At 67.8% G+C, this 22,918-nt stretch carries 20 protein-coding genes and 1 pseudogene; 17 read left to right on the forward strand and 4 right to left on the reverse strand.

Annotated features, from left to right (window positions below; all coding sequences use genetic code 11):
- Positions 1-16: 16 nt before the first annotated feature.
- Both SPDO_RS07575 and SPDO_RS07580 read right to left on the reverse strand, forming a co-directional pair.
- Positions 17-1,363 carry a dicarboxylate/amino acid:cation symporter gene (locus SPDO_RS07575; RefSeq protein WP_088366846.1) on the reverse strand — a complete coding sequence of 449 codons (1,347 nt, stop codon included), beginning with the start codon at positions 1,361-1,363 and terminating at the stop codon, positions 17-19.
- Positions 1,364-1,542: 179 nt separating this feature from the next.
- Positions 1,543-1,864 (reverse strand): annotated as a pseudogene (locus tag SPDO_RS07580) (YnfA family protein).
- Positions 1,865-1,954: 90 nt separating this feature from the next.
- Here SPDO_RS07580 and SPDO_RS07585 point away from each other — a divergent pair.
- Both SPDO_RS07585 and alaS read left to right on the forward strand, forming a co-directional pair.
- The gene (locus tag SPDO_RS07585; protein WP_088366847.1) at positions 1,955-2,326 is read left to right on the forward strand and encodes a DUF4440 domain-containing protein; all 372 of its coding nucleotides are present in this window, start codon (positions 1,955-1,957) and stop codon (positions 2,324-2,326) included.
- A gap of 584 nt (positions 2,327-2,910) precedes the next feature.
- Positions 2,911-5,574, forward strand: a complete 2,664-nt coding sequence (alaS, locus tag SPDO_RS07590) for an alanine--tRNA ligase (protein WP_088366848.1) — start codon at positions 2,911-2,913, stop codon at positions 5,572-5,574.
- Between the two features lie 107 nt (positions 5,575-5,681).
- Here alaS and SPDO_RS07595 read toward each other — a convergent pair whose 3' ends face one another.
- The gene (locus SPDO_RS07595; RefSeq protein ID WP_088366849.1) at positions 5,682-6,263 is read right to left on the reverse strand and encodes a hypothetical protein; all 582 of its coding nucleotides are present in this window, start codon (positions 6,261-6,263) and stop codon (positions 5,682-5,684) included.
- 306 nt (positions 6,264-6,569) lie between these two features.
- Positions 6,570-7,058: a DNA-deoxyinosine glycosylase gene (locus SPDO_RS07600; protein WP_088366850.1), complete on the reverse strand. Its 489-nt coding sequence runs from the start codon at positions 7,056-7,058 to the stop codon at positions 6,570-6,572.
- 137 nt (positions 7,059-7,195) lie between these two features.
- Here SPDO_RS07600 and SPDO_RS07605 point away from each other — a divergent pair, with 137 nt between their 5' ends.
- The 15 genes from SPDO_RS07605 (at position 7,196) to murB (ending at position 22,914) form a co-directional block, all read left to right on the forward strand.
- Positions 7,196-8,176, forward strand: a complete 981-nt coding sequence (locus SPDO_RS07605) for a cysteine synthase A (RefSeq protein WP_088366851.1) — start codon at positions 7,196-7,198, stop codon at positions 8,174-8,176.
- Positions 8,177-8,256: 80 nt separating this feature from the next.
- Positions 8,257-8,598, forward strand: coding sequence for a hypothetical protein (locus SPDO_RS17045; RefSeq protein WP_211280013.1), 342 nt, complete (start codon positions 8,257-8,259; stop codon positions 8,596-8,598).
- A 237-nt stretch (positions 8,599-8,835) separates the two neighbouring features.
- Positions 8,836-9,411: a division/cell wall cluster transcriptional repressor MraZ gene (locus SPDO_RS07615; RefSeq protein ID WP_245829274.1), complete on the forward strand. Its 576-nt coding sequence runs from the start codon at positions 8,836-8,838 to the stop codon at positions 9,409-9,411.
- The gene (rsmH, locus tag SPDO_RS07620; RefSeq protein WP_088366852.1) at positions 9,408-10,397 is read left to right on the forward strand and encodes a 16S rRNA (cytosine(1402)-N(4))-methyltransferase RsmH; all 990 of its coding nucleotides are present in this window, start codon (positions 9,408-9,410) and stop codon (positions 10,395-10,397) included. Before SPDO_RS07615 ends, rsmH begins: the two co-directional genes overlap by 4 nt.
- Positions 10,398-11,075, forward strand: coding sequence for a hypothetical protein (locus SPDO_RS07625; RefSeq protein ID WP_088366853.1), 678 nt, complete (start codon positions 10,398-10,400; stop codon positions 11,073-11,075).
- 5 nt (positions 11,076-11,080) lie between these two features.
- Positions 11,081-12,796, forward strand: coding sequence for a peptidoglycan D,D-transpeptidase FtsI family protein (locus SPDO_RS07630; RefSeq protein ID WP_088367038.1), 1,716 nt, complete (start codon positions 11,081-11,083; stop codon positions 12,794-12,796).
- Positions 12,793-14,214 (forward strand): UDP-N-acetylmuramoyl-L-alanyl-D-glutamate--2,6-diaminopimelate ligase, encoded by a 1,422-nt coding sequence (locus tag SPDO_RS07635; RefSeq protein WP_088366854.1) that lies wholly within the window; start codon positions 12,793-12,795, stop codon positions 14,212-14,214. The genes SPDO_RS07630 and SPDO_RS07635 overlap by 4 nt, the downstream gene beginning before the upstream one ends.
- Positions 14,204-14,332 carry a hypothetical protein gene (locus SPDO_RS17245; protein ID WP_281252566.1) on the forward strand — a complete coding sequence of 43 codons (129 nt, stop codon included), beginning with the start codon at positions 14,204-14,206 and terminating at the stop codon, positions 14,330-14,332. The genes SPDO_RS07635 and SPDO_RS17245 overlap by 11 nt, the downstream gene beginning before the upstream one ends.
- Before the next feature lie 185 nt (positions 14,333-14,517).
- Positions 14,518-15,891: a UDP-N-acetylmuramoyl-tripeptide--D-alanyl-D-alanine ligase gene (locus SPDO_RS07640; protein WP_088366855.1), complete on the forward strand. Its 1,374-nt coding sequence runs from the start codon at positions 14,518-14,520 to the stop codon at positions 15,889-15,891.
- On the forward strand, positions 15,891-16,961 hold the full coding sequence (gene mraY / locus SPDO_RS07645; RefSeq protein ID WP_088366856.1) for a phospho-N-acetylmuramoyl-pentapeptide-transferase: 1,071 nt from the start codon (positions 15,891-15,893) through the stop codon (positions 16,959-16,961). Before SPDO_RS07640 ends, mraY begins: the two co-directional genes overlap by 1 nt.
- Positions 16,958-18,250, forward strand: coding sequence for a UDP-N-acetylmuramoyl-L-alanine--D-glutamate ligase (murD, locus tag SPDO_RS07650; protein ID WP_088366857.1), 1,293 nt, complete (start codon positions 16,958-16,960; stop codon positions 18,248-18,250). The genes mraY and murD overlap by 4 nt, the downstream gene beginning before the upstream one ends.
- Positions 18,247-19,473, forward strand: a complete 1,227-nt coding sequence (locus tag SPDO_RS07655; RefSeq protein ID WP_425441935.1) for a peptidoglycan glycosyltransferase FtsW — start codon at positions 18,247-18,249, stop codon at positions 19,471-19,473. The genes murD and SPDO_RS07655 overlap by 4 nt, the downstream gene beginning before the upstream one ends.
- On the forward strand, positions 19,470-20,615 hold the full coding sequence (gene murG / locus SPDO_RS07660) for an undecaprenyldiphospho-muramoylpentapeptide beta-N-acetylglucosaminyltransferase (protein ID WP_088366858.1): 1,146 nt from the start codon (positions 19,470-19,472) through the stop codon (positions 20,613-20,615). Before SPDO_RS07655 ends, murG begins: the two co-directional genes overlap by 4 nt.
- Positions 20,612-22,015 carry a UDP-N-acetylmuramate--L-alanine ligase gene (murC, locus tag SPDO_RS07665; RefSeq protein WP_088366859.1) on the forward strand — a complete coding sequence of 468 codons (1,404 nt, stop codon included), beginning with the start codon at positions 20,612-20,614 and terminating at the stop codon, positions 22,013-22,015. Before murG ends, murC begins: the two co-directional genes overlap by 4 nt.
- Complete coding sequence (murB, locus tag SPDO_RS07670) at positions 22,012-22,914, forward strand: UDP-N-acetylmuramate dehydrogenase (protein ID WP_088367040.1); 903 nt, start codon at positions 22,012-22,014, stop codon at positions 22,912-22,914. The genes murC and murB overlap by 4 nt, the downstream gene beginning before the upstream one ends.
- The last annotated feature ends 4 nt before the right edge of the window (positions 22,915-22,918 follow it).

Here is a 22,918-nt window from a genome sequence, read left to right on the forward strand (position 1 = left end):
CGACGATCCGCGCCGATTAGCGCCGATCCCCCTCGATAATCGGCGTGTCGTCGAAGCTGTCGGTCGGATGCACCGGCCCGCCGCCGCTCGGCGCGCTCGGCCCCACGATCGCATCGGGCTCCAGCGGATCGAGCTTGCCCTCCCACTTGGCGATCACCGTCGCCGCCACCGCATTGCCGACCACGTTGGTGGCCGACCGGCCCATGTCGAGGAAGTGATCAATCCCCAGGATCAGCAGCAGCCCGGCCTCCGGAATGTCGAAGAAGCCCAAGGTCGCCGCGATCACCACCAGGCTCGCGCGCGGCACGCCGGCGATCCCCTTGCTGGTGATCATCAGCACCAGCAGCATGGTGATTTCCTGCCCCAGGCTGAGGTCGATCCCATACGCCTGCGCGATGAAGATCGTCGCGAACGTCATGTAGATCATCGAGCCGTCGAGGTTGAAGCTATACCCCAGCGGCAGGACGAAGCTGGCGATCCGCGGCGGCACGCCGAACTTGTCGAGCGCCTCCAACGTGCGCGGATACGCCGCCTCGGACGAGGCGGTGGAAAACGCCAGCAGCAGCGGCTCGCGGATATAGCGCACCAGCAGCGTCGTGCGCCGCCCGACGATCGCGTAGCAGACGCCGATCAGCACCAGCCAGAGCAGGACGATGCCGAGGTAGAAGGTGCCCATGAAATAGGCGAGATTGCCGATGATCGACGGCCCGCGCTCGGCCAGCGTGCCCGTCACCGCGGCGAACACCGCCACCGGCGCGAACCGCATCACGTAATTGGTGACGGTCAGCATCACCTGCACCAGCGCCTCGATCCCGCGCACCAGCGGCGCGGCCTTCTCGCCCACCGCGGTGATCGCCACGCCGATGAAGATCGAGAAGATCACGATCTGCAGGATCTCGTTATTGGCCATCGCCTCGATGCCGGAGGCGGGGAACACGTGCGTCACGAAATCGCGCAGGTTGAACGCGGCCTTTTCCACCCCGCTCGCCTCAGTGACGGGCGGGATCGCAAAGCCGAGGCCGACACCGGGCTGGAACAGGTTCACCAGGATCAGCCCCAGCGTCAGGCTGACGAGGCTGGCGCAGATGAACCAGCCGACCGCGCGGATGCCGATGCGACCCAGCGCCGCGGTGTCGCCCATATGCGCGATGCCCGCAACGAGGGTCGCGAACACCAGCGGCGCGATGATCATCTTGATCAGCCGCAGGAACACCGCGGTCACGATCGAGAAATAGCCGGCGATCTCGCTCAGCCGGGCGGCGGCGGCCGGTGATCCGTCGTCGATCAGCCCGTTCAGCGCGAGGCCAAGGACGATGCCCGCCGCCAGGCCGATCATGATATACAAGGTCAGCCGCTTGGCCATGTATGCTCCGTCATCGTGGAACCGGCGTGCCCTTCGAATGCATCCGGTCGGCGCCCCTCCGGATCGGAGGTGTTGGCGGCGCGTCAGGAAAGGCGGCGGGCAGCGACGGTCTGTTTTCACCGGTGAAGGGGATTGCCGGGCCAAGGTCAAGCCCGCGCGTCATCTTGGGGCGTATCGCGCTACGCCCGCGGTCCCCACAGGATCACCGCCGCGCCAAGGAGGCAGACGCCGCCGCCCAGCAGATCCCATCGATCGGGCCGCACGCCCTCGGCCAGCCACAGCCACAGCAAGGCCGAGGCGATATAGACCCCGCCATAGGCGGCATAGCTGCGCCCGGCATGGTCGGCATCCACCAGAGTCAGCAGCCAGGCGAACAGGGCACAGCGACGCGACGCCCGGCACGACCCACCAGGGCGAGCGGTCCAGCCGCAGCCACGCCCAGAAGCTGAAGCAGCCCGCGATCTCCGCCATCGCGGCGGCCAGATAGGCAAGCGCGCTCATCGCACCCTCATCGCAGACCCGCCCGCCGCCCGCCAGCGGAACGAACCCGCGGCCGCTGCGCTGTTGGTCCACGCGTCAGGAGATGAATGCATGGAAGACAATCGCATCTGGGAATTCGAGGAAAGCCTCTGGACCGGCGACGCCGATGTGTACCGCGAGCTGGTCGACGACGAATGCGTCATGGTGCTGCCCGAGCAGCCGTTCGTGTTCAAGGCGCAGGTCGCGATCGATGCGGTGTCGAACACGCCGCGCTGGTCAAAGGTCTCGTTCAGCGAGCAGCAGGTGATGCGCCCGCAGGAAGGGCTGATCGCGATCGCCTACAAGGCGGATGCGACCCGCGACGGCGAGGAATATGTTGCCTATTGCACCACCACCATGCGTCGCCTGGAACACGACGTCTGGCGCGTCGTCCAGCACCAGCAGACGCTTCCGCCGGTAGCGGGCGGCGCCACCAAGGGCTGAGCCGAGCGACGTTCCCTCTCGCCTCTCGTTCGCCCTCACCTGCCGTCATGCTGAACTTGTTTCAGCATCCATCGCGCCACAAGCGGCGTCCGCGCCCGAGGACTGATGGACCCTGAAACAAGTTCAGGGTGACGGCGGGATAGGGAGGGCGTCGGCGGGGTAAAAGCATGTGCCTCGGGCTCAGCACCGCTGGCGAAGGCGCCTGAGCCTTTCTCACCTGCCGTCATGCTGAACTTGTTTCAGCATCCACTGCGCCGCAAGCGACGTCCGCGCCGGCGGACAGATGGACCCTGAAACAAGTCCAGGGTGACGGCGGGACAGAGAGGGCGTCGGCGGGGTAAAAGCATGTGCCTCGGGCTCAGCACCGCTGGCGAAGGCGCCTGAGCCTTCCTCACCTGCCGTCATGCTGAACTTGTTTCAGCATCCACTGCGCCGCAAGCGACGTCCGCGCCGGCGAACAGATGGACCCCGAAACAAGTGCAGGGTGACGGCGGCAGGGAAGGGCGCGCGGCATCGGTCGCATCGCCCGTCCACCCCAACACAAACACTGGTCACCGCACGCGCACCCTATTAAGTCGCCCTCCATGACCTCGACGAACGACATCCGCCGCAGCTTTCTCGATTATTTCGGTTCGGCCGGGCACAGCATCGTGCCCTCGGCGCCGCTGGTGCCGCAGAACGATCCGACGCTGATGTTCGTCAACGCCGGCATGGTGCCGTTCAAGAACGTGTTCACCGGGCTGGAAAGCCGCCCCTATTCCACCGCCACCTCATCGCAGAAGTGCGTGCGCGCGGGCGGCAAGCACAATGATCTCGACAATGTCGGCTACACCGCCCGGCACCACACCTTCTTCGAGATGCTCGGCAACTTCTCGTTCGGCGATTATTTCAAGGAACAGGCGATCACCCACGCCTGGACGCTGCTGACCAAGGAATGGGGCCTGCCCGCGGAGAAGCTGACCGCGACGGTCTATCACACCGACGATCAGGCGTTCGACCTGTGGAAGAAGATCGCCGGCCTGCCCGATCACCGCATCATCCGCATCGCGACCAAGGACAATTTCTGGGCGATGGGCTCGGACGGCCCGTGCGGTCCGTGCAGCGAGATCTTCTACGATCACGGGGAGCATATCCCCGGGGGCCCTCCGGGTTCGCCGGATGAGGACGGCGATCGCTTTGTCGAGATCTGGAACCTCGTCTTCATGCAATTCGTGCAGGAGGCCGACACGATCGTCGGCGATCTGCCGCGCCCCTCGATCGACACCGGCATGGGGCTGGAGCGGATTGCCGCGGTGATGCAGGGCGTCACCGACAATTATGATACCGATACGTTCAAGGCGCTGATCGCCGCCTCGGGCGCGCTGACGCACACGCCCACCACCGGCGACAATCAGGCGTCGCACCGCGTCATCGCCGATCACCTGCGCACCTCGGGCTTCCTGGTCGCGGACGGCGTGCTGCCGGCGAACGATGGCCGCGGCTATGTCCTTCGCCGCATCATGCGCCGCGCGATGCGCCACGCGCATCTGCTTGGCGCCAAGGAGCCGCTGATGCACCGCCTGGTGCCCGCGCTGGTTGCCGAGATGGGCGCCGCCTATCCCGAACTGGTCCGCGCGCAGCCGCTGATCGAGGCAACGCTGCGCCAGGAGGAAACGCGTTTCCGCCAGACGCTCGACAAGGGGTTGAAGCTGCTCGACGAGGCGACCGCCGGCATGAACGCCGGTGACGTGCTCTCCGGCGAGACCGCATTCAAGCTCTACGATACCTATGGCTTCCCCTATGACCTGACCGAGGACGCGCTGCGCGCCCAGTCGTTCGGCGTCGACCGCGCCGGCTTCGATACCGCGATGGCGGAGCAGAAGCGCGCCGCGCGCGCCGCCTGGAAGGGCTCGGGCGCCAAGGCGTCGGACGAATTGTGGTTTGACCTCGCCGAGGAAGTCGGCGCGACCGAGTTCACCGGCTATGCCAGCGATGTGGGCGAGGGCGTGGTGCTCGCGCTGGTCAAGGACGGCGCGCGCGTCGATCAGGCGACCGCCGGCGATCAGGTCGACGTGATCGTCAACCAGACGCCCTTTTACGGCGAAAGCGGCGGCCAGGTCGGCGACGCCGGCACGCTCGGCAACGAGGCCGGGGTGGCGGGCAACGTCTCCGACACGTCCAAGCAGCTCGGCAAATTGTGGGTCCACCACACCGCGCTGACCGCGGGGACGCTCAAGGTCGGCGATACGGTGAAGCTGTCGATCGACGTCGCGCGCCGCGCCGCGATCCGCGCCAATCACTCGGCGACCCACCTGCTGCACGAGGCGCTGCGCCAGCGGATCGGCACCCATGTCGCGCAAAAGGGCTCGCTCGTCGCCCCCGACCGCCTGCGCTTCGACGTCAGCCATTCCAGCGCGATGACCCCCGAGGAACTTGCCGACGCCGAGGCTGCGGTAAACGCCAAGATTCGCCAGAACGGCGCGGTGACGACGCTGCTGATGACCCCCGACGACGCGATCGAGATGGGCGCCATGGCGCTGTTCGGCGAAAAATACGGCGACGAAGTGCGCGTCGTGTCGATGGGCAGCAACGACGACGGCAAGACCTATTCGGTCGAGCTGTGCGGCGGCACCCACGTCAACGCGCTCGGCGACATCGGCTTGTTCAAGGTCGTGGGCGAGAGCGCCGTCTCCTCCGGCGTGCGCCGCGTCGAGGCGCTGACCGGCGAGGCCGCGCGCGCCTATCTGTCGGCCCGCGACGAGAAGCTGCGCGAGGCGGCCAGCGCGCTGCGCACCACGCCCGACGAGGTGCCCGGCCGCGTCGCCACGCTGCTGGAGGAAAAGCGCCGGCTGGAGCGCGAGCTTGCCGAGGCGAAGAAGGCGCTGGCGCTCGGCGGCGGTGCCGGTGCGGGGCCGGCCGGACCGGAAACGGTCGGCGGCGTCGCCTTCGTCGGCCAGGTGCTCGACGGCTTCGAGGCGAAGGGGCTGCGCGGCGCGGTGGACGAGGCGAAGCAGCGCATCGGCTCGGGCATCGTCACGCTGGTCGCGATCAACGATGGCCGCGCGACGGTCGCCGTTGGCGTCACCGACGATCTGGTCGGCAGCTGGAATGCGGTGGATCTGGTGAAGCGCGCGGTGGCCGCTTTGGGCGGTCAGGGCGGCGGCGGCCGACCGGACATGGCGCAGGGCGGCGGACCGGAGGGTGACAAAGCGAACGACGCATTGGCTGCCGTTCGTGCCGCGTTGGAGAGTGCAACCGCACCGGCCTGAGCCCTCATCGGGCGTGCTGGCCAGCTTGCCGGTAAAACAGGCCAATCTTCTCCGAGGACAGGCCGAAAGAAAAGGCCGCGGGGCCAAACTGCCCCGCGGCCGTTATCTCACTGACCGGCCATCGCGGCATCAAGCTGCGCGGCGGTCATGCCGATGGTCACGCCCTGCGGCCCCGGCCCGAACGAGCCGAGCGGCAAGCGCGCATCGCCCTTTTCGGTCGTCACGGTGACGAACTCGCCGTCAACCGCCTTGATCGTGCCGAGCGACGCGCCGCCGACGCCATAGACGCTGGCACCCGCGCTCAGCTGCGACCGGAAATTCTGCGCCGCTGCCGCTGCGCCCTGACCGGCTGCCGCTTCAAGCTCGGCCTTGGTCATGGTCAGCATCGGACCGTTCGGCCCGGTGCCGAACGACGTCAGCGGGATTGCCGCCTTGACGGTGCCGGTATCGACCACCGCGTTGGTGCCGTCGGTCGAGGCGATCGTGCCGACCATGCCGCCCTGCGCGTCATACACGGTGCCGCCGACCGTCGGTGCTGTGGCAGTCGGTGCCGTAGGCGCGGTCGCCGTACCCGGCGCAGCCTGGGCGCCCGGCGTGGCGGGCATGGGACTGGCGGGAGCCTGGGTCGCCTGCGCATTGGCGGCGAGCGGCGTGGCAGCGGCTAGCAGCAGGAATGCGTAACGGTACATGATTACTCCTCGTCTTTATTGTTCAACTGTGAAACGAGGCCGTCCGGCGCCGGTTCCGTGCAAGTCGGTGTCGGCAGAACGAGCCTCTTCGGGGATAAGCAGAGATCGGCAAGCAATTCCGTGCGGCGTGTGGCGAGTCTATTAAGCCCGCGTGCCGCTCATGAACTGTGCCGTATATCCCGCCGCGCTGTAGAATAACCACTAACAACGGCTGGAACCCGAATAGTTGTTCAAGTGATATCCCATTGGCGATGAACGGTACTTGAATGGTCGTTGCGCAACGCCTTGCACCTTCGATGTGTTCACCTAGTGAAGATAGGCTGTAATCGCGTCCCAGGCTGGCTGCTTGGCAGGCCGGCCGATGGTGTGCAGCGGGCTGGACGAGGGCAGGGCGAGGATCGCAAGAGGTCGGTCGCGCAGGAGCGGACGCCCAAGCGACAGCGCCTTGCCGCCGTTGAAGGCGACGGCGCGCAGTTGCGGCAGTCCGTCCAGCAGACTCGCCAGATCGTTCGCGCTGGCATCCCGGATCGTCGCATCGGTGCTCCCGCGTCGCCGCGCCGAGGCCACGACGTCCCACAGGGCGACGCCCGCCGCCTGAAGCGCCGCAAGTCGATCCTCATAGGCCAACGCAGTCAAGTCTCGCCCGATCACGGGCGACATCAACGCCCAGAACTGGTTCTGCGGATGCGCATAATAGCGCTGCTCGGCCAGGCTTCGCTCGCCGGGCAGGCTGCCGAGGATCAGGACGCGCGCACTCGGCGCGGCAACGGGCGGAAATGAGCATTTCACGGTCATGGCTTGATCGGACGGCAACGCGGCGGCGGCCGACCGGTTCAGCCGAGACGACGCGGCACGCCAAGTAGCATGGCTATCATCAGGCAAAGCGCAAGCTGTGGTTGCCGCCGCGCAAGGCGCGCGCCATCTAGGCGACCATGCACATCGCTTCAGACACGCTTTCGCTCATCGGTCATACACCGCTCGTTCGGTTGAACGGGCCGAGCGAGGCGACCGGGTGCGACATCTTCGGCAAATGCGAATTCGCCAATCCCGGCGCCAGCGTGAAGGACCGCGCGGCGCTGTTCATCGTCGAGGACGCCGAGGCGCGCGGCGCGCTTCAGCCCGGCGGTACGATCGTCGAGGGGACTGCGGGAAACACCGGCATCGGCCTCGCGCTGGTCGCGAATGCCAAGGGTTATCGCACGATCATCGTGATGCCGGATACGCAATCCAAGGAAAAGATGGACACGCTGCGCGCGCTGGGTGCCGAGCTGGTGACGGTGCCGGCAGCGCCTTATTCCAGTCCGTGCCACTTCGTGCATCAGTCGCGCCGCATCGCCGACGAAACGCCGGGTGCGATCTGGGCCAACCAGTTCGACAATATCGCCAATCGCCGCGCGCATATCGTCGGTACGGCCGAAGAAATCTGGACCCAGATGGAGGGGCGGATCGACGGCTTCACCTGTGCCGCTGGAACCGGCGGCACGATCGCCGGCGTCGGCCTGGGGCTCAAGGAAAAGGACGAGCGGATCACCATTGCGCTCAGCGATCCGCATGGCGCCGCTCTTTATAACTACTACGCCAATGGTGAGCTGAAGGGCGAAGGTTCTTCGGTTGCCGAAGGCATCGGGCAGGGGCGGATCACCGCCAACCTGGAAGGTGCGCCGATCGATACCCAGTTCCGCATTTCCGATGCCGAGGGGCTGGAGTGGGTTGACCGACTGCTTGCCGAGGAAGGGCTGTGCCTTGGCCTGTCGTCGGGCATCAACGTCGCCGGTGCGGTGCGTTTGGCCAAGGCGCTTGGCCCGGGCAAGCGGATCGCGACGATCCTGTGTGACACCGGCTTTCGCTATCTCTCCACCTTGTACAATCCGGAGTGGCGCGAGTCGAAGGGGCTGGCTGCGGCGCGCGCTTGACCCGCGATGTTCGACAAGCGCGCGACACGGCGTTAGAGTCGAGCGACAAGATGAAGCAGGGCGCAACCTCTAATCAAGCGATGCAGCGTGTCCGGGTCGGCATGGTCGGGCTGGCGGCTGTTATCCTGTTGATCGGTCTTGCCAGCGCGCTGTTCAGCGCCGCCAATCGCCAGCAATCTCCGACGGCCGCGACCAGCGCTGCCGAAGTGGCGAACATGACGGCCGCCAATAGCGCGGCAGCGGCAGAAGCGGAAAACGAGCCGCTTGCCCAGCTCGGCGTCGCACCCAGTACCGCAGAACCCAGCCCGGTCGAGCCTGCACCGGCAGCGCCCGATGCCGTGCCCGCCAATCCTGCCGCCGGCAGCCAAGCCGCACCCGATCCCGCCCGCGTGAACCCCGCACCTGAGGGCGGCGCACGATGATCATGGGTGCGCCGGGGAAATCCGGGGAATCGATGACGATTCTACCTGGCTGCGGCGCGATGACCCGACCATGCCGCAGAACCAATCGCGAACGTGCGCCGCGAATGCCGGCAACAACCCCGAGATTCCCGCCGGACTAGTGTATTTCCCCGGATTTCCCCGAATTTCCCTTCACATCCCCAAAGCTCGCTGATACTCATCTGGTGACAGAGGGGCAGGACCACTGTTGTCTGCAGCGTGCGGCAACCAGCGAGCGGCGAGGGCTGCTTTCTGGAACAGGGTCTTTTGCGCGCCTTGTGCGAGGTGGGCGTGTCGGAACGGGTGGATTATCTTGGAAAGGGGGTCGGTCTTGTCGATGACAAGGGCCGGGTCGCGATTCCAAGCACCCTGCGCGCGGCGCTGGCCCAAAACGCGCCGCGGCCCGACGGCAAGGACGGCGGCACCGTGCTGGTCGGCGTTCACCCCGATTTTCCCTGCCTGATCGCGCACGATCGCGGCTACATCGAATTCGCCAAGAACCAGCTGGTGCAGCGCCAGGCCGAGGCGAATGCGCACACCGGCTCTGCTGCTTATTACGCACCGCGGATGCGCGGCGCCTCCGTTGAACCCGTGCCATTCGACGGCAGCGGCCGCTTCATCCTGCCCGCGGCCGAGCGTGAACTTGCCGGAATCAGCGACATCGCCTTTTTTCTCGGCGATTACGAAAGCTTCATGATCTGGGATCCGCGTGCGCTCGTTGCGCACGATGGTGTGGACGAAATGGTGAAACGCCATGCCGCCATCATGTGCCGCGACAAGGGGATCGCGCTGTGAGCGCCGCGCCGCACATCCCCGTCCTGCTGGATGAAGTGCTTGCCGCGCTGTCCCCCGCAGCAGGCGAAACGATGGTTGACGCCACCTTCGGTGCAGGCGGCTACACCGGTGCCCTGCTGGCTACGGGGGCGCGCGTCTTCGCCTTTGATCGCGATCCCGACGCGATTGCAGCGGGCCGTGCGCTGGAGGGGGCGGAGGCCCGGCTGACGCTTGTGCCGGCGACTTTCTCCCGCCTCGACCGCGAACTCGCCGCGCTTGGGGTAGGCGCGGTCGACGGCGTCACCATGGACATTGGCGTGTCGTCGATGCACCTCGATCAGGCGGACCGTGGCTTTTCCTTTCAGCAGGATGGCCCGCTCGACATGCGCATGAGCCAGGAAGGCGACAGCGCCGCTGATTTCCTGAACAACGCCGACGAGGCGGCGATTGCCGACGTGCTGTGGCGCTTTGGCGAGGAGCCCAAGTCTCGCCGGGTCGCGCGCGCGATCGTGGCGGCGCGTCCGCTCACCACCACCGCGGACTTTGCCCGCGTGGTGCGCAGGGCGCTCGGCCATCGGCCGCACGACAAGAAGGATCCGGCGACCCGCGCCTTCCAGGCGGTGCGCATCCATGTGAATGACGAACTCGGTGAGCTGGAGGCGGGGCTTGCGGCGGCGGAGCGGGTGCTGGCTCCTGGTGGCCGCCTGGCGGTGGTCAGCTTCCACTCGCTGGAAGATCGCATGGTCAAGCGGTTCCTGCGTGCGCGCAGTGGCAGCACGCCCGCTGGCTCGCGGCATCGTCCCGCGGCGGTGGACGAGCGCGCGCCGACGTTCGAGATGATCGGGCGCGCGGTGCGCCCGAGTGCGGCGGAGGTGGCGCGCAACCCGCGCGCGCGCTCCGCCACCTTGCGGGCGGCGCGGCGGACGGCGGCGCCGGCATGGAATGCGCCGGGGGGCGATAGCGGGCAACACGATGTGGCGGGGCGGACGGCGAGTGGAGACGAGTAAATGACGGCGGCGTATCGACTAAAGGGACTTGGCTGGTTTGGCGGCGTGGTGATCGTGTCGCTGAGCTTCTACCTCGTCAGCCTGCAGGTGGCGGCGGAGCGCAAGCGCCTGGCGCAGATCGACGCCAAGATCAGCTCGGCCGAGCGCGACATTCGCGCGCTCGAAACCGAGTTCGACGTCCGCTCGAACCTGGCGCAGCTCGAACGGTGGAACGGCGATACCCTGGCGCTGGTGGCGCCCACCGCATCGCAGTTCGTGCGCGACGAAGGGCAGCTGGCCGCCATCAGCTTCCGCCCGGGTGCGATGACGCCTGGCGCCGGCGATGCAGGGACGCAGACCGCCCAGTTGATCGTTCCCTCGCGCCGCTCCGAGATCGCCCCCGCCGTGATCGACGAAGCGCCGGCCGCCGCGCCCGCAACGCTGGTGCAGGTGGCGGCCAAGTCTGCCGCGCCGCGCGCACCCGTCACCACGGTAAAGGTTGCGGTCGCCGCCGCGGACCGCGCGCCCGCCGCTGCCCGGCCGATGGTGATCAAGGCTGCCGTGACGACCACCGCTGCCGCCAACGACACGATCCGCAAGACGCATGCGGTGGCGATGCTCGACAAGTCGCTGCTCAGCGATTCGACGCTTGGCGACCTGATGAGCGGCGCGCGCTCGGAACGGGGTTCCCTGCGTTGACCACCATGGTCGCCCGCGCGACGCGCCCGGCGCGCGTCAGCGAACAGCGCCAGGCGCTGCTCGCCACGCAACATCAGCGCCTGATGGTGCTGTTGCTGCTGTTCGCGGCGGCCATTTTCCTGGTCATCGGTCGCCTCGCAATGCTTGCGTTCGACGGCGGTCCCAGCCGCGTCGCCGCGATCAGCACCGCGCCGCGCGGCGACATCGTCGATCGCAACGGGCAGCAGCTCGCGCGCACCATCGACGCTTGGACCATCGGCGTTCACCCGCGCCGCCTGCTCGGCGACAAGAATGAAATCGCGAAGAAGCTGGCCGATCTGATGCCCGACGTCGGCGACCAGCAGCATTTCTACGCGCTCATCAGCAAGGACGTGAACTTCACCTATCTGAACCGCCGCGCGTCGCCTGCGCTGGTCGAGGCGGTGAACACCATCGGTGAGCCGGGCATCGTCTTCGATCGCGAGACGCAGCGGCTCTACCCGCAGTCGACGCTCGCCGCCCACGTGCTCGGCTACATCGGCACCACGCGCAAGGACCCCACCGTTCACGGGCGCCTCGGCATGGAGCGCGCGCTCGACGAGCGGCTGCTCAACCCGGCGCTGTCGGGCACCCCCGTCACCCTCTCGATCGACAGCCGCGTGCAGGCCGCGATGGAAAGCGAACTCGGCCAGGCGATGGCGTCGATGCAGGCGCGCGCCGCCGCCGGCGTCGTGCTCGACGTCGATACCGGCGAGGTGATCTCCATGGTCTCGCTGCCGCTGTTCAATCCGAACCGCGTCGGCATGGCCGGCACGGAGCAGCTGCGCAACACGGTGACGCAGAGCGTGTATGAGCTCGGCTCCGCGTTCAAGCCGATCGCCATGGCGACCGCGATCGACACCGGCGTCGTCACCGACATGTCGCGCCGCTTCGATGCCACTGCGCCGCTTCAGGTCGGCCGCTTCCGTATCAAGGACGATCACGCGCAAAAGCGCTGGCTCAACATCCCCGAAACGCTGATCCATTCCTCCAACATCGCCACCGCGCGCATCGCGGACGAGATCGGCGCGGCGCGGATGCAGAACATGTTCCGCAAGATGGGCTTCGATACCAAGCCGGATATCGAGCTTCTGGAGAAGGGCCGTCCGCTCTGGCCGCATTACTGGGCGCGCACCACGGTGATGACCACCGCTTATGGCCACGGTATCGCGGTGACCCCGCTGCACCTCGCCAATGCTTATGCGACCCTGGTCAACGGCGGCATCTGGCGCCCGACGACCTTGCTGAAGGTCGCGCCGGGCAAGGCGCCGCAGGGCCGCCGCGTTATCAGCCCGTCGACCAGCGCGCGGCTGCGCCAGCTGCTGCGCCTGATCGTGACCGACGGCACCGGCCGCAAGGCGGAGGCGCCCGGTTACCGTGTCGGCGGGAAGACCGGCACGGCGGAAGCGGCGGAAGGCGGCGGCTATGCGCATAACCGCAACGTCTCGACCTTTGCCGCCGCCTTTCCGATGGACGCACCGCGCTACGTCGTGCTGACCATGATGGACAGCCCAAAGCGGGTGGAGGCGAACTCCTTCCAGACCACCGCTGCCTATACTGCCGCACCGGTCGTCAGCCGCGTCATCAGCCGCACGGGCGCGATGCTGGGCGTCATCCCCGATAACCAGCGCGATATCGACATCCGCGAGCTTCAGGCGCTGCTGTGGCACGCCCCCGGCGACAAGAAGGTGGAAGCGGAATGAAGCTCGGCACCCTGACCGGCGGCACCGAGACCGCGGGCGTGACCGGCTTCGCGATCGACCATCGCAAGGTGGCGCCGGGCACGATCTTCGGCGCGTTCGAGGGCGCGCGCGTGAACGGGGAGGATTTCATCCCCGCCGCGGTCGCCGCCGGGGCGGTCGCGGTGGTTGCGCGCCACTCGGCGGTGGTCGAGGGTGCGGTGCATATCGCCGACGACAATCCGCGCGCCTGCTTCGCCGCGCTCGCCGCCCGTTTCTTCGCGCCATTCCCCGAGACCGCCGTCGCCGTCACCGGCACCAACGGCAAGACCTCGACCGTCGAGCTGACCCGTCAGCTGTGGCGCATGGCAGGGCACCACGCCGCGTCGATCGGCACGCTCGGCGTTACCACCGCGGGCGAGCAGGTCAGCACCGGCCTCACCACCCCCGACGTCGTCACCTTCCTGTCCAACGTCGCCGGGCTCGCGCGCGAAGGCGTCACCCACGTGGCGTTCGAAGCGTCGAGCCATGGCCTGACGCAATATCGCACGGAGGGGCTGCGCGTCGCCGCGGCCGCCTTCACCAACCTGTCGCGCGATCACCTCGATTACCATGGCGACATGGCCAATTACTTCACCGCCAAGCTGCGGCTGTTCTCCGAGGTGCTGGCGCCGGACGGCACCGCGGTGGTGTGGGCCGACGATCCCAATTCCGAACGCGTCGTCGATCTTGCCCGCCAGCGCCGCAACCGCCTGTTCACCGTGGGCGAACATGGCGACGACCTGCGCCTCGTTTCGCGCGATCCGACCTTGCTGGGGCAGGGGCTGGTGATCGCCGCGGGCGGAGCCGAGCATCGCGTCACCTTGCCGCTGATCGGCGCCTATCAGGCCGCCAACGCCTTGGTCGCCGCCGGCCTCGTCATCGCCACCGGCGGCGATGTTGCCGCCACCATCGCCGGGCTCGGCCGATTGCAGCCCGTGCGCGGGCGCCTCGAACGCGCGGTGATCGCGCCCAGCGGTGCGCCCGTCTATGTCGATTATGCGCATACCCCCGATGCGCTGGAGGCGGCGATCGCCGCGCTGCGCCCGCATGTCACCGGCCGTCTGATCCTCGTCTTTGGCGCCGGCGGCGACCGCGATCAGGGCAAGCGCGAGCCGATGGGGCAGGTCGCCGCGGCGCATGCCGACGTGGCGATCGTCACCGACGACAATCCGCGCAGCGAACAACCCGCCGCGATCCGCGCCGACATCCTGAAGGGCGCCCCCAGCGCGATCGAGCATGGCGACCGCCGCGGCGCGATCCGCCTCGCCATCCAGCAGGCGCGCGCCGACGACATCGTCTTGATCGCCGGCAAGGGGCACGAACAGGGCCAGATCGTCCGGGACATTGTCCTGCCATTTGATGACGTGAGTGTAGCCAGGGAGGTTGCAGGTGAAGCGTAAGTTCGTGGTTCCGTCCAAGCCGCAGGTCAGCGACGCCGACAAGCCGCCGCGCGAGCGCCGCAAGCTCGGCCTGCGCTACGACCTCGTGACCGGCGACACGGTGAGCGGCCTGCGTTGAGCGGGGCATTGTCAAACCGTTCCACGTTCGTCATCCCGGCCTTGCGCCGGGATCCAATCATCGGCGAGCGCTGTCGCTCGTTGTTTGAGGCGCACCATGCGGGGCACCATGGATCCCGGATCAAGTCCGCGATCACAAGTGCGGTTTGGCACACGCCGCGCGCGATCAAGATGCTATAGGGCGCCATGCTCCCCCTCTGGACCTCTTCTGACATCGCTGCCGCCACCAATGGCACCGCTTTGGCCGACTTCGCGGTGTCGGGCGTCGCGTTCGATTCGCGCGAAGTCGGCCCCGGTGATCTGTTCGTCGCGCTGGGCGGCGAGGCGACCGACGGCCACCGCTTCCTCGACCAGGCGTTCGCCCAGGGCGCAGCCGGCGCGCTCGTCTCCAAAGACACGCCGCACCCCGCCGTCCGTGTCGCCGATACCTTCGCCGCGCTAGAAGACCTCGCCCGCGCCGCCCGCGCGCGCACCGATGCGCGGATCATCGGCGTCACCGGATCGGTGGGCAAGACCTCGACGAAGGAGGCGCTGTTCGCCGCGCTCGATCGCGGCGCACCCGACCGGACGCACCGCTCGGTCAAGAGCTACAACAATCACACCGGCGTGCCGCTGAGCCTCGCGCGCATGCCCGCCGCGACGCGCTTCGGCGTGTTCGAGATGGGCATGAACCATCCCGGCGAGCTCGCGCATCTGACCACGCTGGTGCGTCCGCATGTCGCCATCGTTACCGCCATCGCGCCGGCGCATACCGAATTCTTCCCCGACGAAAGCGCGATCGCAGACGCCAAGAGCGAGATCTTTCGCGGCCTCGAACCGGGCGGCATCGCGATCGTCCCCTATGACAGCCCGCACCGCGATCGCCTGATCGCCGCGGCTCGGCCCTATGCGGCGCGCATCGTCACCTTCGGCACCGACAAGAACGCCGACGTGCACCCGATCGAAACCATGACGGTGAAAACCGGCGGCACATTCGTCACGGCAAGGGTGGGTGAGCGCGAACTGAGCTTCACCGTGGCGCAGCCGGGGGCGCATTGGGTGTCCAACGCGTTGGCGGTCGTCGCCGCGGTCGATGCGGTGGGCGGCGATCTCGGCCTCGCCGGCCTTGCGCTCGCCGACCTTGGCGGCCTCCCGGGGCGCGGCGCGCGGCTGCTCGCCCGCGTGCGCCATGGCGAGGCGCTGGTGATCGACGAAAGCTACAACGCCAATCCAGCCTCCATGGCCGCGACGCTCGCGGTGCTGTCGGCCGAGCCCGGTCGCCACGTCGCGGTGCTGGGCGAAATGCGCGAACTGGGGGAGGGCTCGCCCGCCTATCACGCCGCGCTTGCCGATCCGATCGTCGCCGCGCGCGTCGAAACGGCGCTGCTCGTCGGCGAACAGATGGCGCCGCTGGCACAGGCGCTTGAGGGCAAAGCCAAATTCGTCCATGTGCCCACCGCCGCGGCGGCGCTGGAGGTCCTTCCGGATATGCTCGCGCCGGGCGACGCGGTACTCGTCAAGGGATCGAACGGGGTTGGGTTGTCGCGGATCGTCGCGGCGCTCGCCGGGGGCAAGATGTAGTGCTGTACTGGATTGCCGAACAGCTCGGATTCCCGGGCGTTCTCAACCTCATCCGCTATCTGTCGTTTCGCACCGGCGGGGCGATCGCAACCGCCTTGTTCATCGGCCTCGTCATCGGGCCGAAGTTCATCGGCTGGCTGCGCATTCGCCAGGGCAAGGGGCAGCCGATCCGCGCCGACGGCCCGCAGACGCACCTTGCCAAGCGCGGCACGCCGACGATGGGCGGGCTGATGATCCTGACCAGCCTCGCACTGTCGATCCTGATCTGGATGGACCTTCGCAACCCGTTCGTCTGGGCCTGTCTGTTCGTCACGCTCGGTTTCGGCGCGATCGGCTTCCTCGACGATTATGACAAGGTACGAAAGGCGAGCACCGCCGGCGTCCCCGGCCGTGTGCGCCTGCTGCTCGAATTCGCGATCGCTGGCATCGCCGCCTGGATCATCAGCTACGAGAACGGCACCGCATTGTACCTGCCGTTCACCAACGGCGTTTATCTGCAGCTCGGCTGGTTCTTCCCGGTCTTCGCGGCCTTCACCATCGTTGCGTTCGGCAATGCGGTGAACCTCACCGACGGGCTCGACGGCCTGGCCACCATGCCGGTGATCATTGCCTCGGTCGCGTTCATGCTGATCGTCTATCTCGCCGGCAACGTGAAGTTCGCCGACTACCTCGGCATCCCCCACGTCCCGCGCGCGGGCGACCTCGCGATCTTCTGCGGCGCGATGATCGGCGCGGGGCTCGCGTTCCTATGGTACAATGCGCCGCCCGCGGCGGTGTTCATGGGCGATACCGGCAGCCTCGCACTCGGCGGCGCGCTCGGCACCATCGCGGTGGTCGCGCATCACGAGATCGTACTCGGCATCATCGGCGGCCTGTTCGTGGTGGAGGCGATGAGCGTCATCATCCAGGTGTTCTGGTACAAGCGGACCGGCAAGCGCGTGTTCCGCATGGCGCCGATCCACCACCATTTCGAACAGATGGGCTGGAGCGAGCCGACCGTCGTCATCCGCTTCTGGATCATCAGCCTCGTGCTGGCGCTCGCCGGCCTGTCAACGTTGAAGCTGCGGTGATCACCTCGCCCGCCTGGAGCGGCCAGCGCTACGCCGTCCTCGGCCTCGCCCGCTCGGGGCTCGCCACCGTGCGCGCGCTCGCCGCGGCGGGCGCGCATGTCGTGGCGTGGGACAGCAACCCGGATGCGCGCGAAGCCGCCGGAGACATCGACGGCGTGATCGTCCACGACATCGCCGAACTGACGCTCACCGGCGCCGCGGGCCTGGTCGTCTCGCCCGGCGTTCCGCTCAACACGCATCCGCTCGCCGCCAAGGCCCGCGCGGAAGGCGTGCCGATCATCGGCGACATCGAATTGTTCGCGCAGGCGCGCGCTACGCTGCCGCCGCACAAGGTCGTCGGCATCACCGGCACCAACGGCAAATCGACCACCACCGCGCTGGTCGCCCACATTCTCGACACCGCCGGCCTGTCCGCGCGCATGGGCGGCAACATCGGCCTGCCGGTGCTCGGTGCCGATCCGCTTCCCGAAGGCGGCGTCTACGTGCTCGAACTGTCGAGCTACCAGATCGACCTCACGCAGACGCTCGACTGCGACGTGGCGGTGCTGCTCAACATCACGCCCGACCACCTCGACCGCTACGACGGCTTTGACGCCTACGCCGCCTCCAAGGCACGGCTGTTTGCGATGCAGTCGCCGACGCACGACGCGGTGATCGGCATCGGCGACACGCCCTCCGCGCAGATCGCCCGCAGCCTATCGTCGCGCGGCGAACACCTGACCAAGATCGCGCCTGGCGTGTGCATGGACCAGTCGCGCTGGCCCGCGTTGCAGGGGCCGCACAACGCGCAGAACGCACTCGCCGCGATCGCCGTCGCGCAGGCGTTGGGCGTGTCCGAGCAGGACATCGACCGTGGCCTCGCCACCTTCGCCGGGCTGCCGCACCGCATGGAAAAGGTCGCCGAGCGGAACGGCGTCACCTTCGTCAACGACAGCAAGGCAACCAACCCCGAAAGCACCGCCCCCGCGCTCGCCGCCTTCCCGCGCGTCCACTGGATCGTCGGCGGCAAGGGGAAGGGCGAGGATCTCGACGCCTGCGCCCCGCACTTCGGCCATGTCGTGCGCGCCTATACGATCGGCGCATCCGGCCCGGTCTTCGCGCGCGCGCTCGATGGCAAGGTGCCGGTCGAACAGGCGGGGACGCTGGAGGCCGCCGTCGCCAGCGCCGCCGCGCAGGCGCAGCCCGGCGACACCGTGCTGCTGTCGCCGGCGGCGGCTTCCTTCGATCAGTTCCGCGATTACGAACATCGCGGCCAGGCATTTCGCGACGCGGTGGGGGACTTGGCGTGACCGATCTGGCAACCACGCAAGGGATTCGCGGCCGGTTCAAGGACCGCGGCGGCCGCGGCGACCGCTCGCCGCTCGGCACCTGGTTCTGGGATACCGACCGTGTCCTGCTGCTGCTCACCTTTGCGCTGATCGCGGTCGGACTCCTTTCGGTCGCCGCCGCGTCGCCCGCGACCGCGATGCGCTATTCGGGTGAATCGCTGAAGCTGCCGCCGCTGTATTATTTCTGGCGCCAGGTAATGTGGGTCGCGGTGTCGCTGCCGGTGCTGATCGGCATCTCCATGCTGCCAGTCAACGTCGCGCGGCGCGGTGCGGTGATCGGCGCCGCGGCGTTTGGTTTCATGCTGCTGCTGGTCCTCATCCCGGGCATCGGCGTCGAGGTGAACGGCGCCAAGCGCTGGCTCGGCGTCGGGTTTTCGCAATTCCAGCCGTCCGAGTTCCTGAAGCCGTGCTTCATCGTCACGGTGGCGTGGCTCCTGTCGCTGCGCACCAAGGAAGAGGGGCTGCCGCTCACCGCCATCACCTGCGCCATGACCGCGACGGTCGGCGCGCTGCTGATGATGCAGCCGGACTTCGGCCAGACCATGGTGTTCGGCCTCGTGTGGATGACGCTGCTGATCATCGCCGGCACGCCCACCAAGACGCTGGCGGCGTTCATCGCCATGGCGCCGCTCGGCGTCGGCGCGGCGTATATGTTCTACGGCACCGCGCGCACCCGCATCGACAGCTTCCTGTTCCGCGATCCCAACGAGGCGGAGGGCGCGCACTTCCAGACCGACGCCGCGCATCGCACGCTCACCTCGGGCGGCTGGACCGGCACCGGGCCGGGCGCCGGCACGTCGAAGTTCGGCCTGCCGGAAGCGCACACCGACTATATCTTTTCCGTGATCGGCGAAGAATTCGGCCTGATCGCCTGCATGGTGATCTCGCTACTGTTCCTCGCGATCGTCGCGCGCGTGTTCGTGAAGATGCTGGACGAACAGGACAGTTTCAAATTGCTCGCCGCATCGGGTCTCGCGACGCAGTTCGGCCTTCAGGCGCTGATCTCCATGGCCGTCAACACGGGGCTTGCGCCCTCCAAGGGAATGACCTTGCCGTTCATCAGTTATGGCGGCTCCTCGATGATCGCGTTGTCGATCGGCATGGGGCTGTTGCTCACCTTCACCCGTCGCAATCCGTTCCTGTTGCGTAGCCCCTATGTGGCGCGCTGGGGGAGCGCGGCATGAGCCGGGCGCGGCACTTCGTTCTCGCGGCGGGCGGTACCGGCGGCCATATGGTGCCGGCGGCGGCCCTCGCCGAAGAGTTGATGCGGCGCGGCCACCGCGTTGCGCTGGTCAGCGACGAGCGCGGCGTGCGCTTTCCCGGCCTGTTCGATGGTGTGCAGACGCATGTGCTGCCAGCCGGGCGGCTCGCCGGCGGGCCACTCGGCTGGGCCAAGGCCGCCCGCGAGATGTGGCGCGGCCGGGCGATGGCGCGCGAACTGTACAAGACGTTCCGGCCGGCGGCGGTGATCGGCTTTGGCGGCTATCCCGCATTCCCCGCACTCGCCGCTGCCTTCGCGGATAAGATCCCGACGGCGGTGCACGAGCAGAATGCCGTGCTCGGCCGCGTCAACCGTCTCGTCGCCGGCCGGGTGGACGCGATCGCCACGTCCTATGGCAAGACCGAGCGATTGAAGCCGAAGTATGAGGCCAAGGCGCATCATGTCGGCAATCCGGTGCGTGATGCCGTGCTGGCGCTGCGCACGCGCCCCTATCCGCTGCTGGAGGAAGACGGCATCTTCCGCGTGCTGGTGACGGGCGGATCGCAAGGCGCGAGTGTCCTGTCGAAGGTGGTGCCCGACGGCCTCGCCATGCTCCCCGTCGCCTTCCGCCGCCGGCTTCAGGTGACGCACCAGGCGCGGATCGAGGATATCGACGCCGCCCGCGCCAAATATGCCGAGCTGGATATCGCCGCCGACCTTGCGACCTATCTGCCCGATCTGCCCGAGCAGCTGGCCTGGGCGCATCTGGTGATCGCGCGCGCGGGCGCCTCCACCATTTCCGAGCTGACCGCTGCTGGCCGTCCCGCGATCCTGGTGCCGCTGCCCGGCGCGACCGACGATCATCAGACCGCCAATGCGCGCGAGATCACCGCGGCCGGCGGCGCACGGACGATCCCGCAGACCGCCTTTACGCCAAGCGAACTCGCCAAGCAGATGCAGAAGCTGGGTCTTGACCCCGCGGCGCTGGAGAATGCCGCCGGACGCGCGCGCGCCTGCGGCAAGCCCGATGCCGCGCGCGACCTCGCCGATCTGGTCGAAAGCCTGGACGCGCCGGTCGCCAGATTGCCGGTGGGCAGCGCCAAGCCGAAGGAAGCATTCGCATGAAAGGTGTCGCAACCGACATCGGCACGATCCATTTCGTCGGCATCGGCGGGATCGGCATGTCCGGCATCGCCGAAGTGATGCACAACCTTGGTTATAGCGTGCAGGGTTCGGACGTTGCCGAGGGCTATGTCGTCGAGGGCTTGCGCGCACGCGGTATCACGGTGTCGATCGGTCACGATGCCGCCAACGTCGATGGCGTCGCGGTGGTGGTGATCTCCACCGCGGTGAAGCGCGGCAATCCCGAGGTGGAAGCTGCGCTGAGCCAGCGCATCCCGGTTGTTCGCCGCGCGGAAATGCTCGCCGAGCTGATGCGGCTCAAATCGACCGTCGCGGTCGCCGGCACGCACGGCAAGACGACGACCACTTCGATGGTCGCCGCGTTGCTCGATGCGGGCGGGGTGGACCCCACCGTGATCAACGGCGGCATCATCAACAGCTACGGCTCCAACGCGCGCCTCGGCGACAGCGACTGGATGGTGGTGGAGGCCGACGAGAGCGACGGCAGCTTCCTGCGCCTCGACGGCACCATCGCGGTGGTGACCAACATCGATCCCGAGCACCTCGATCATTACGGCAGCTTCGACAAGGCCAAGGACGCTTACGTCGAGTTCGTCGAAAACGTGCCTTTCTACGGCGCGGCCTTGCTGTGCCTCGATCACCCGGAAGTGCAGGCGCTGATCCCGCGCGTGCGCGACCGCCGCATCGTTACTTACGGCTTCGCGGCCAGCGCCGATGTGCGCGGCGTCAACGTATCGCCCTATCCAGGCGGCAACCGGTTCGAGGCGATCATCCGCCACCGCGACGGCACCACCCGCTCGATCGAAGGTATCGACTTGCCGATGCCCGGCCGCCACAACGTCCAGAACGCGCTCGCCGCGATCGGCGTCGCGCTGGAACTCGGCATCGACGATGCGACGATCCAGAAGGGCTTCGAGAAGTTCAACGGCGTGAAGCGCCGCTTCACCAAGGTGGGCGAAGTTGCGGGCGCGACCATCATCGACGATTACGGCCACCACCCGGTCGAAATCCGCGCCGTCCTTTCCGCCGCGCGTGAATCGGCACAGGGCAGGGTGATCGCCGTCGTCCAGCCGCACCGCTATTCGCGCCTTGGCAATCTGATGGACGAGTTCCAGGGCGCCTTCAACGATGCCGACGCGGTGTACGTGACCCCGGTCTATGCCGCCGGCGAAGCGCCGGTACCCGGCGTCGACGCGGACGCTTTGGTCGAGGGGCTGCGCCATCGCGGGCACCGTCTTGTCGCGGCGGTAGCCGATGCCGATGCGCTGGCCACGGTGCTGGCAGGCGATCTGCAGGCTGGCGACCAGGTGATCTGCCTTGGCGCTGGTGACATCACCAAATGGGCTTCGGCGCTCGCACCGGCGATCGAGGCACGTCGATGACGACGCCACCCGCCACGCCTGCGCCGCCGCAGAGCCGACTGACGCAAAATGCCCCACTGGCGCCGCTCGTCTGGTTCAAGTCGGGCGGCAAGGCTGCGTTTCTCTTCGAGCCCGCCAAGGTTGAGGATCTGGCAAACTTCTTGGCCAAGCTCGACCGCAGCGTCCCCGTGCTTCCGCTCGGCCTGGGCTCCAACCTAATCGTACGCGACGGCGGCTATCCCGGCGTCGTCGTGCGGCTGGGCAAGCCGTTCGCGAAGGTTGAGGCGCTGGACGCCACCACGCTGCGCTGCGGCGGCGGCGCAAGCGGCATTCTTGTCTCCTCGACCGCGCGTGACGCAGGGATCGCCGGCGTCGAGTTTCTGCGCTCCATCCCCGGCACCGTCGGCGGCTTCGTGCGGATGAACGGCGGCGCTTATGGCCGCGAAACGGCCGACGTGCTGGTTGAATGCGACGTGATTCTGCGCAGCGGCGAACGTCGTACGCTCGCGGCGTCCGAGCTGAACTACACTTACCGCCATTCCGACCTGCCAGACGGCGCGATCGTCGTCTCCGCCACCTTCCGCGGCGAACCCGGCGAACCCGCTGCGATCCAGGCCGAGATGGATCGCATCGCTGCCGCGCGCGAGGAGTCGCAGCCGTTGCGCTCCAAGACCGGCGGTTCGACCTTCAAGAACCCGCCCGGCCACAAGGCATGGCAGCTCGTCGACGAGGCCGGCTGCCGCGGCCTCACGCGCGGCGACGCGCAGGTCAGCGAAAAGCACACCAACTTCCTCCTCAACCTCGGCAACGCGACCAGCGCCGACATCGAGGCGCTCGGCGAGGAAGTCCGCACCCGCGTGAAGGAGACCAGCGGCGTGACCCTCGAATGGGAAATCCAGCGCGTCGGGGTGGCATCGTGAGCGG

The organism is Sphingomonas dokdonensis (genome assembly GCF_002197685.1).
Classification (GTDB): domain Bacteria; phylum Pseudomonadota; class Alphaproteobacteria; order Sphingomonadales; family Sphingomonadaceae; genus Sphingomonas; species Sphingomonas dokdonensis.

What these genes read in the sequence shown, in the direction of transcription:
- SPDO_RS17045 (WP_211280013.1), top strand. Translation starts at nt 8,257, where the DNA reads ATGCAGCGTGTCCGGGTCGGCATGGTCGGGCTGGCGGCTGTTATCCTG.
- alaS (WP_088366848.1), top strand. Translation starts at nt 2,911, where the DNA reads ATGACCTCGACGAACGACATCCGCCGCAGCTTTCTCGATTATTTCGGT.
- SPDO_RS07575 (WP_088366846.1), bottom strand. Translation starts at nt 1,363, where the DNA reads ATGGCCAAGCGGCTGACCTTGTATATCATGATCGGCCTGGCGGCGGGC.
- murG (WP_088366858.1), top strand. Translation starts at nt 19,470, where the DNA reads ATGAGCCGGGCGCGGCACTTCGTTCTCGCGGCGGGCGGTACCGGCGGC.
- SPDO_RS07630 (WP_088367038.1), top strand. Translation starts at nt 11,081, where the DNA reads ATGGTCGCCCGCGCGACGCGCCCGGCGCGCGTCAGCGAACAGCGCCAG.
- SPDO_RS07625 (WP_088366853.1), top strand. Translation starts at nt 10,398, where the DNA reads ATGACGGCGGCGTATCGACTAAAGGGACTTGGCTGGTTTGGCGGCGTG.
- SPDO_RS07640 (WP_088366855.1), top strand. Translation starts at nt 14,518, where the DNA reads ATGCTCCCCCTCTGGACCTCTTCTGACATCGCTGCCGCCACCAATGGC.
- SPDO_RS07585 (WP_088366847.1), top strand. Translation starts at nt 1,955, where the DNA reads ATGGAAGACAATCGCATCTGGGAATTCGAGGAAAGCCTCTGGACCGGC.
- SPDO_RS07605 (WP_088366851.1), top strand. Translation starts at nt 7,196, where the DNA reads ATGCACATCGCTTCAGACACGCTTTCGCTCATCGGTCATACACCGCTC.
- murB (WP_088367040.1), top strand. Translation starts at nt 22,012, where the DNA reads ATGACGACGCCACCCGCCACGCCTGCGCCGCCGCAGAGCCGACTGACG.
- murC (WP_088366859.1), top strand. Translation starts at nt 20,612, where the DNA reads ATGAAAGGTGTCGCAACCGACATCGGCACGATCCATTTCGTCGGCATC.
- SPDO_RS07635 (WP_088366854.1), top strand. Translation starts at nt 12,793, where the DNA reads ATGAAGCTCGGCACCCTGACCGGCGGCACCGAGACCGCGGGCGTGACC.
- SPDO_RS07600 (WP_088366850.1), bottom strand. Translation starts at nt 7,058, where the DNA reads ATGACCGTGAAATGCTCATTTCCGCCCGTTGCCGCGCCGAGTGCGCGC.
- SPDO_RS07595 (WP_088366849.1), bottom strand. Translation starts at nt 6,263, where the DNA reads ATGTACCGTTACGCATTCCTGCTGCTAGCCGCTGCCACGCCGCTCGCC.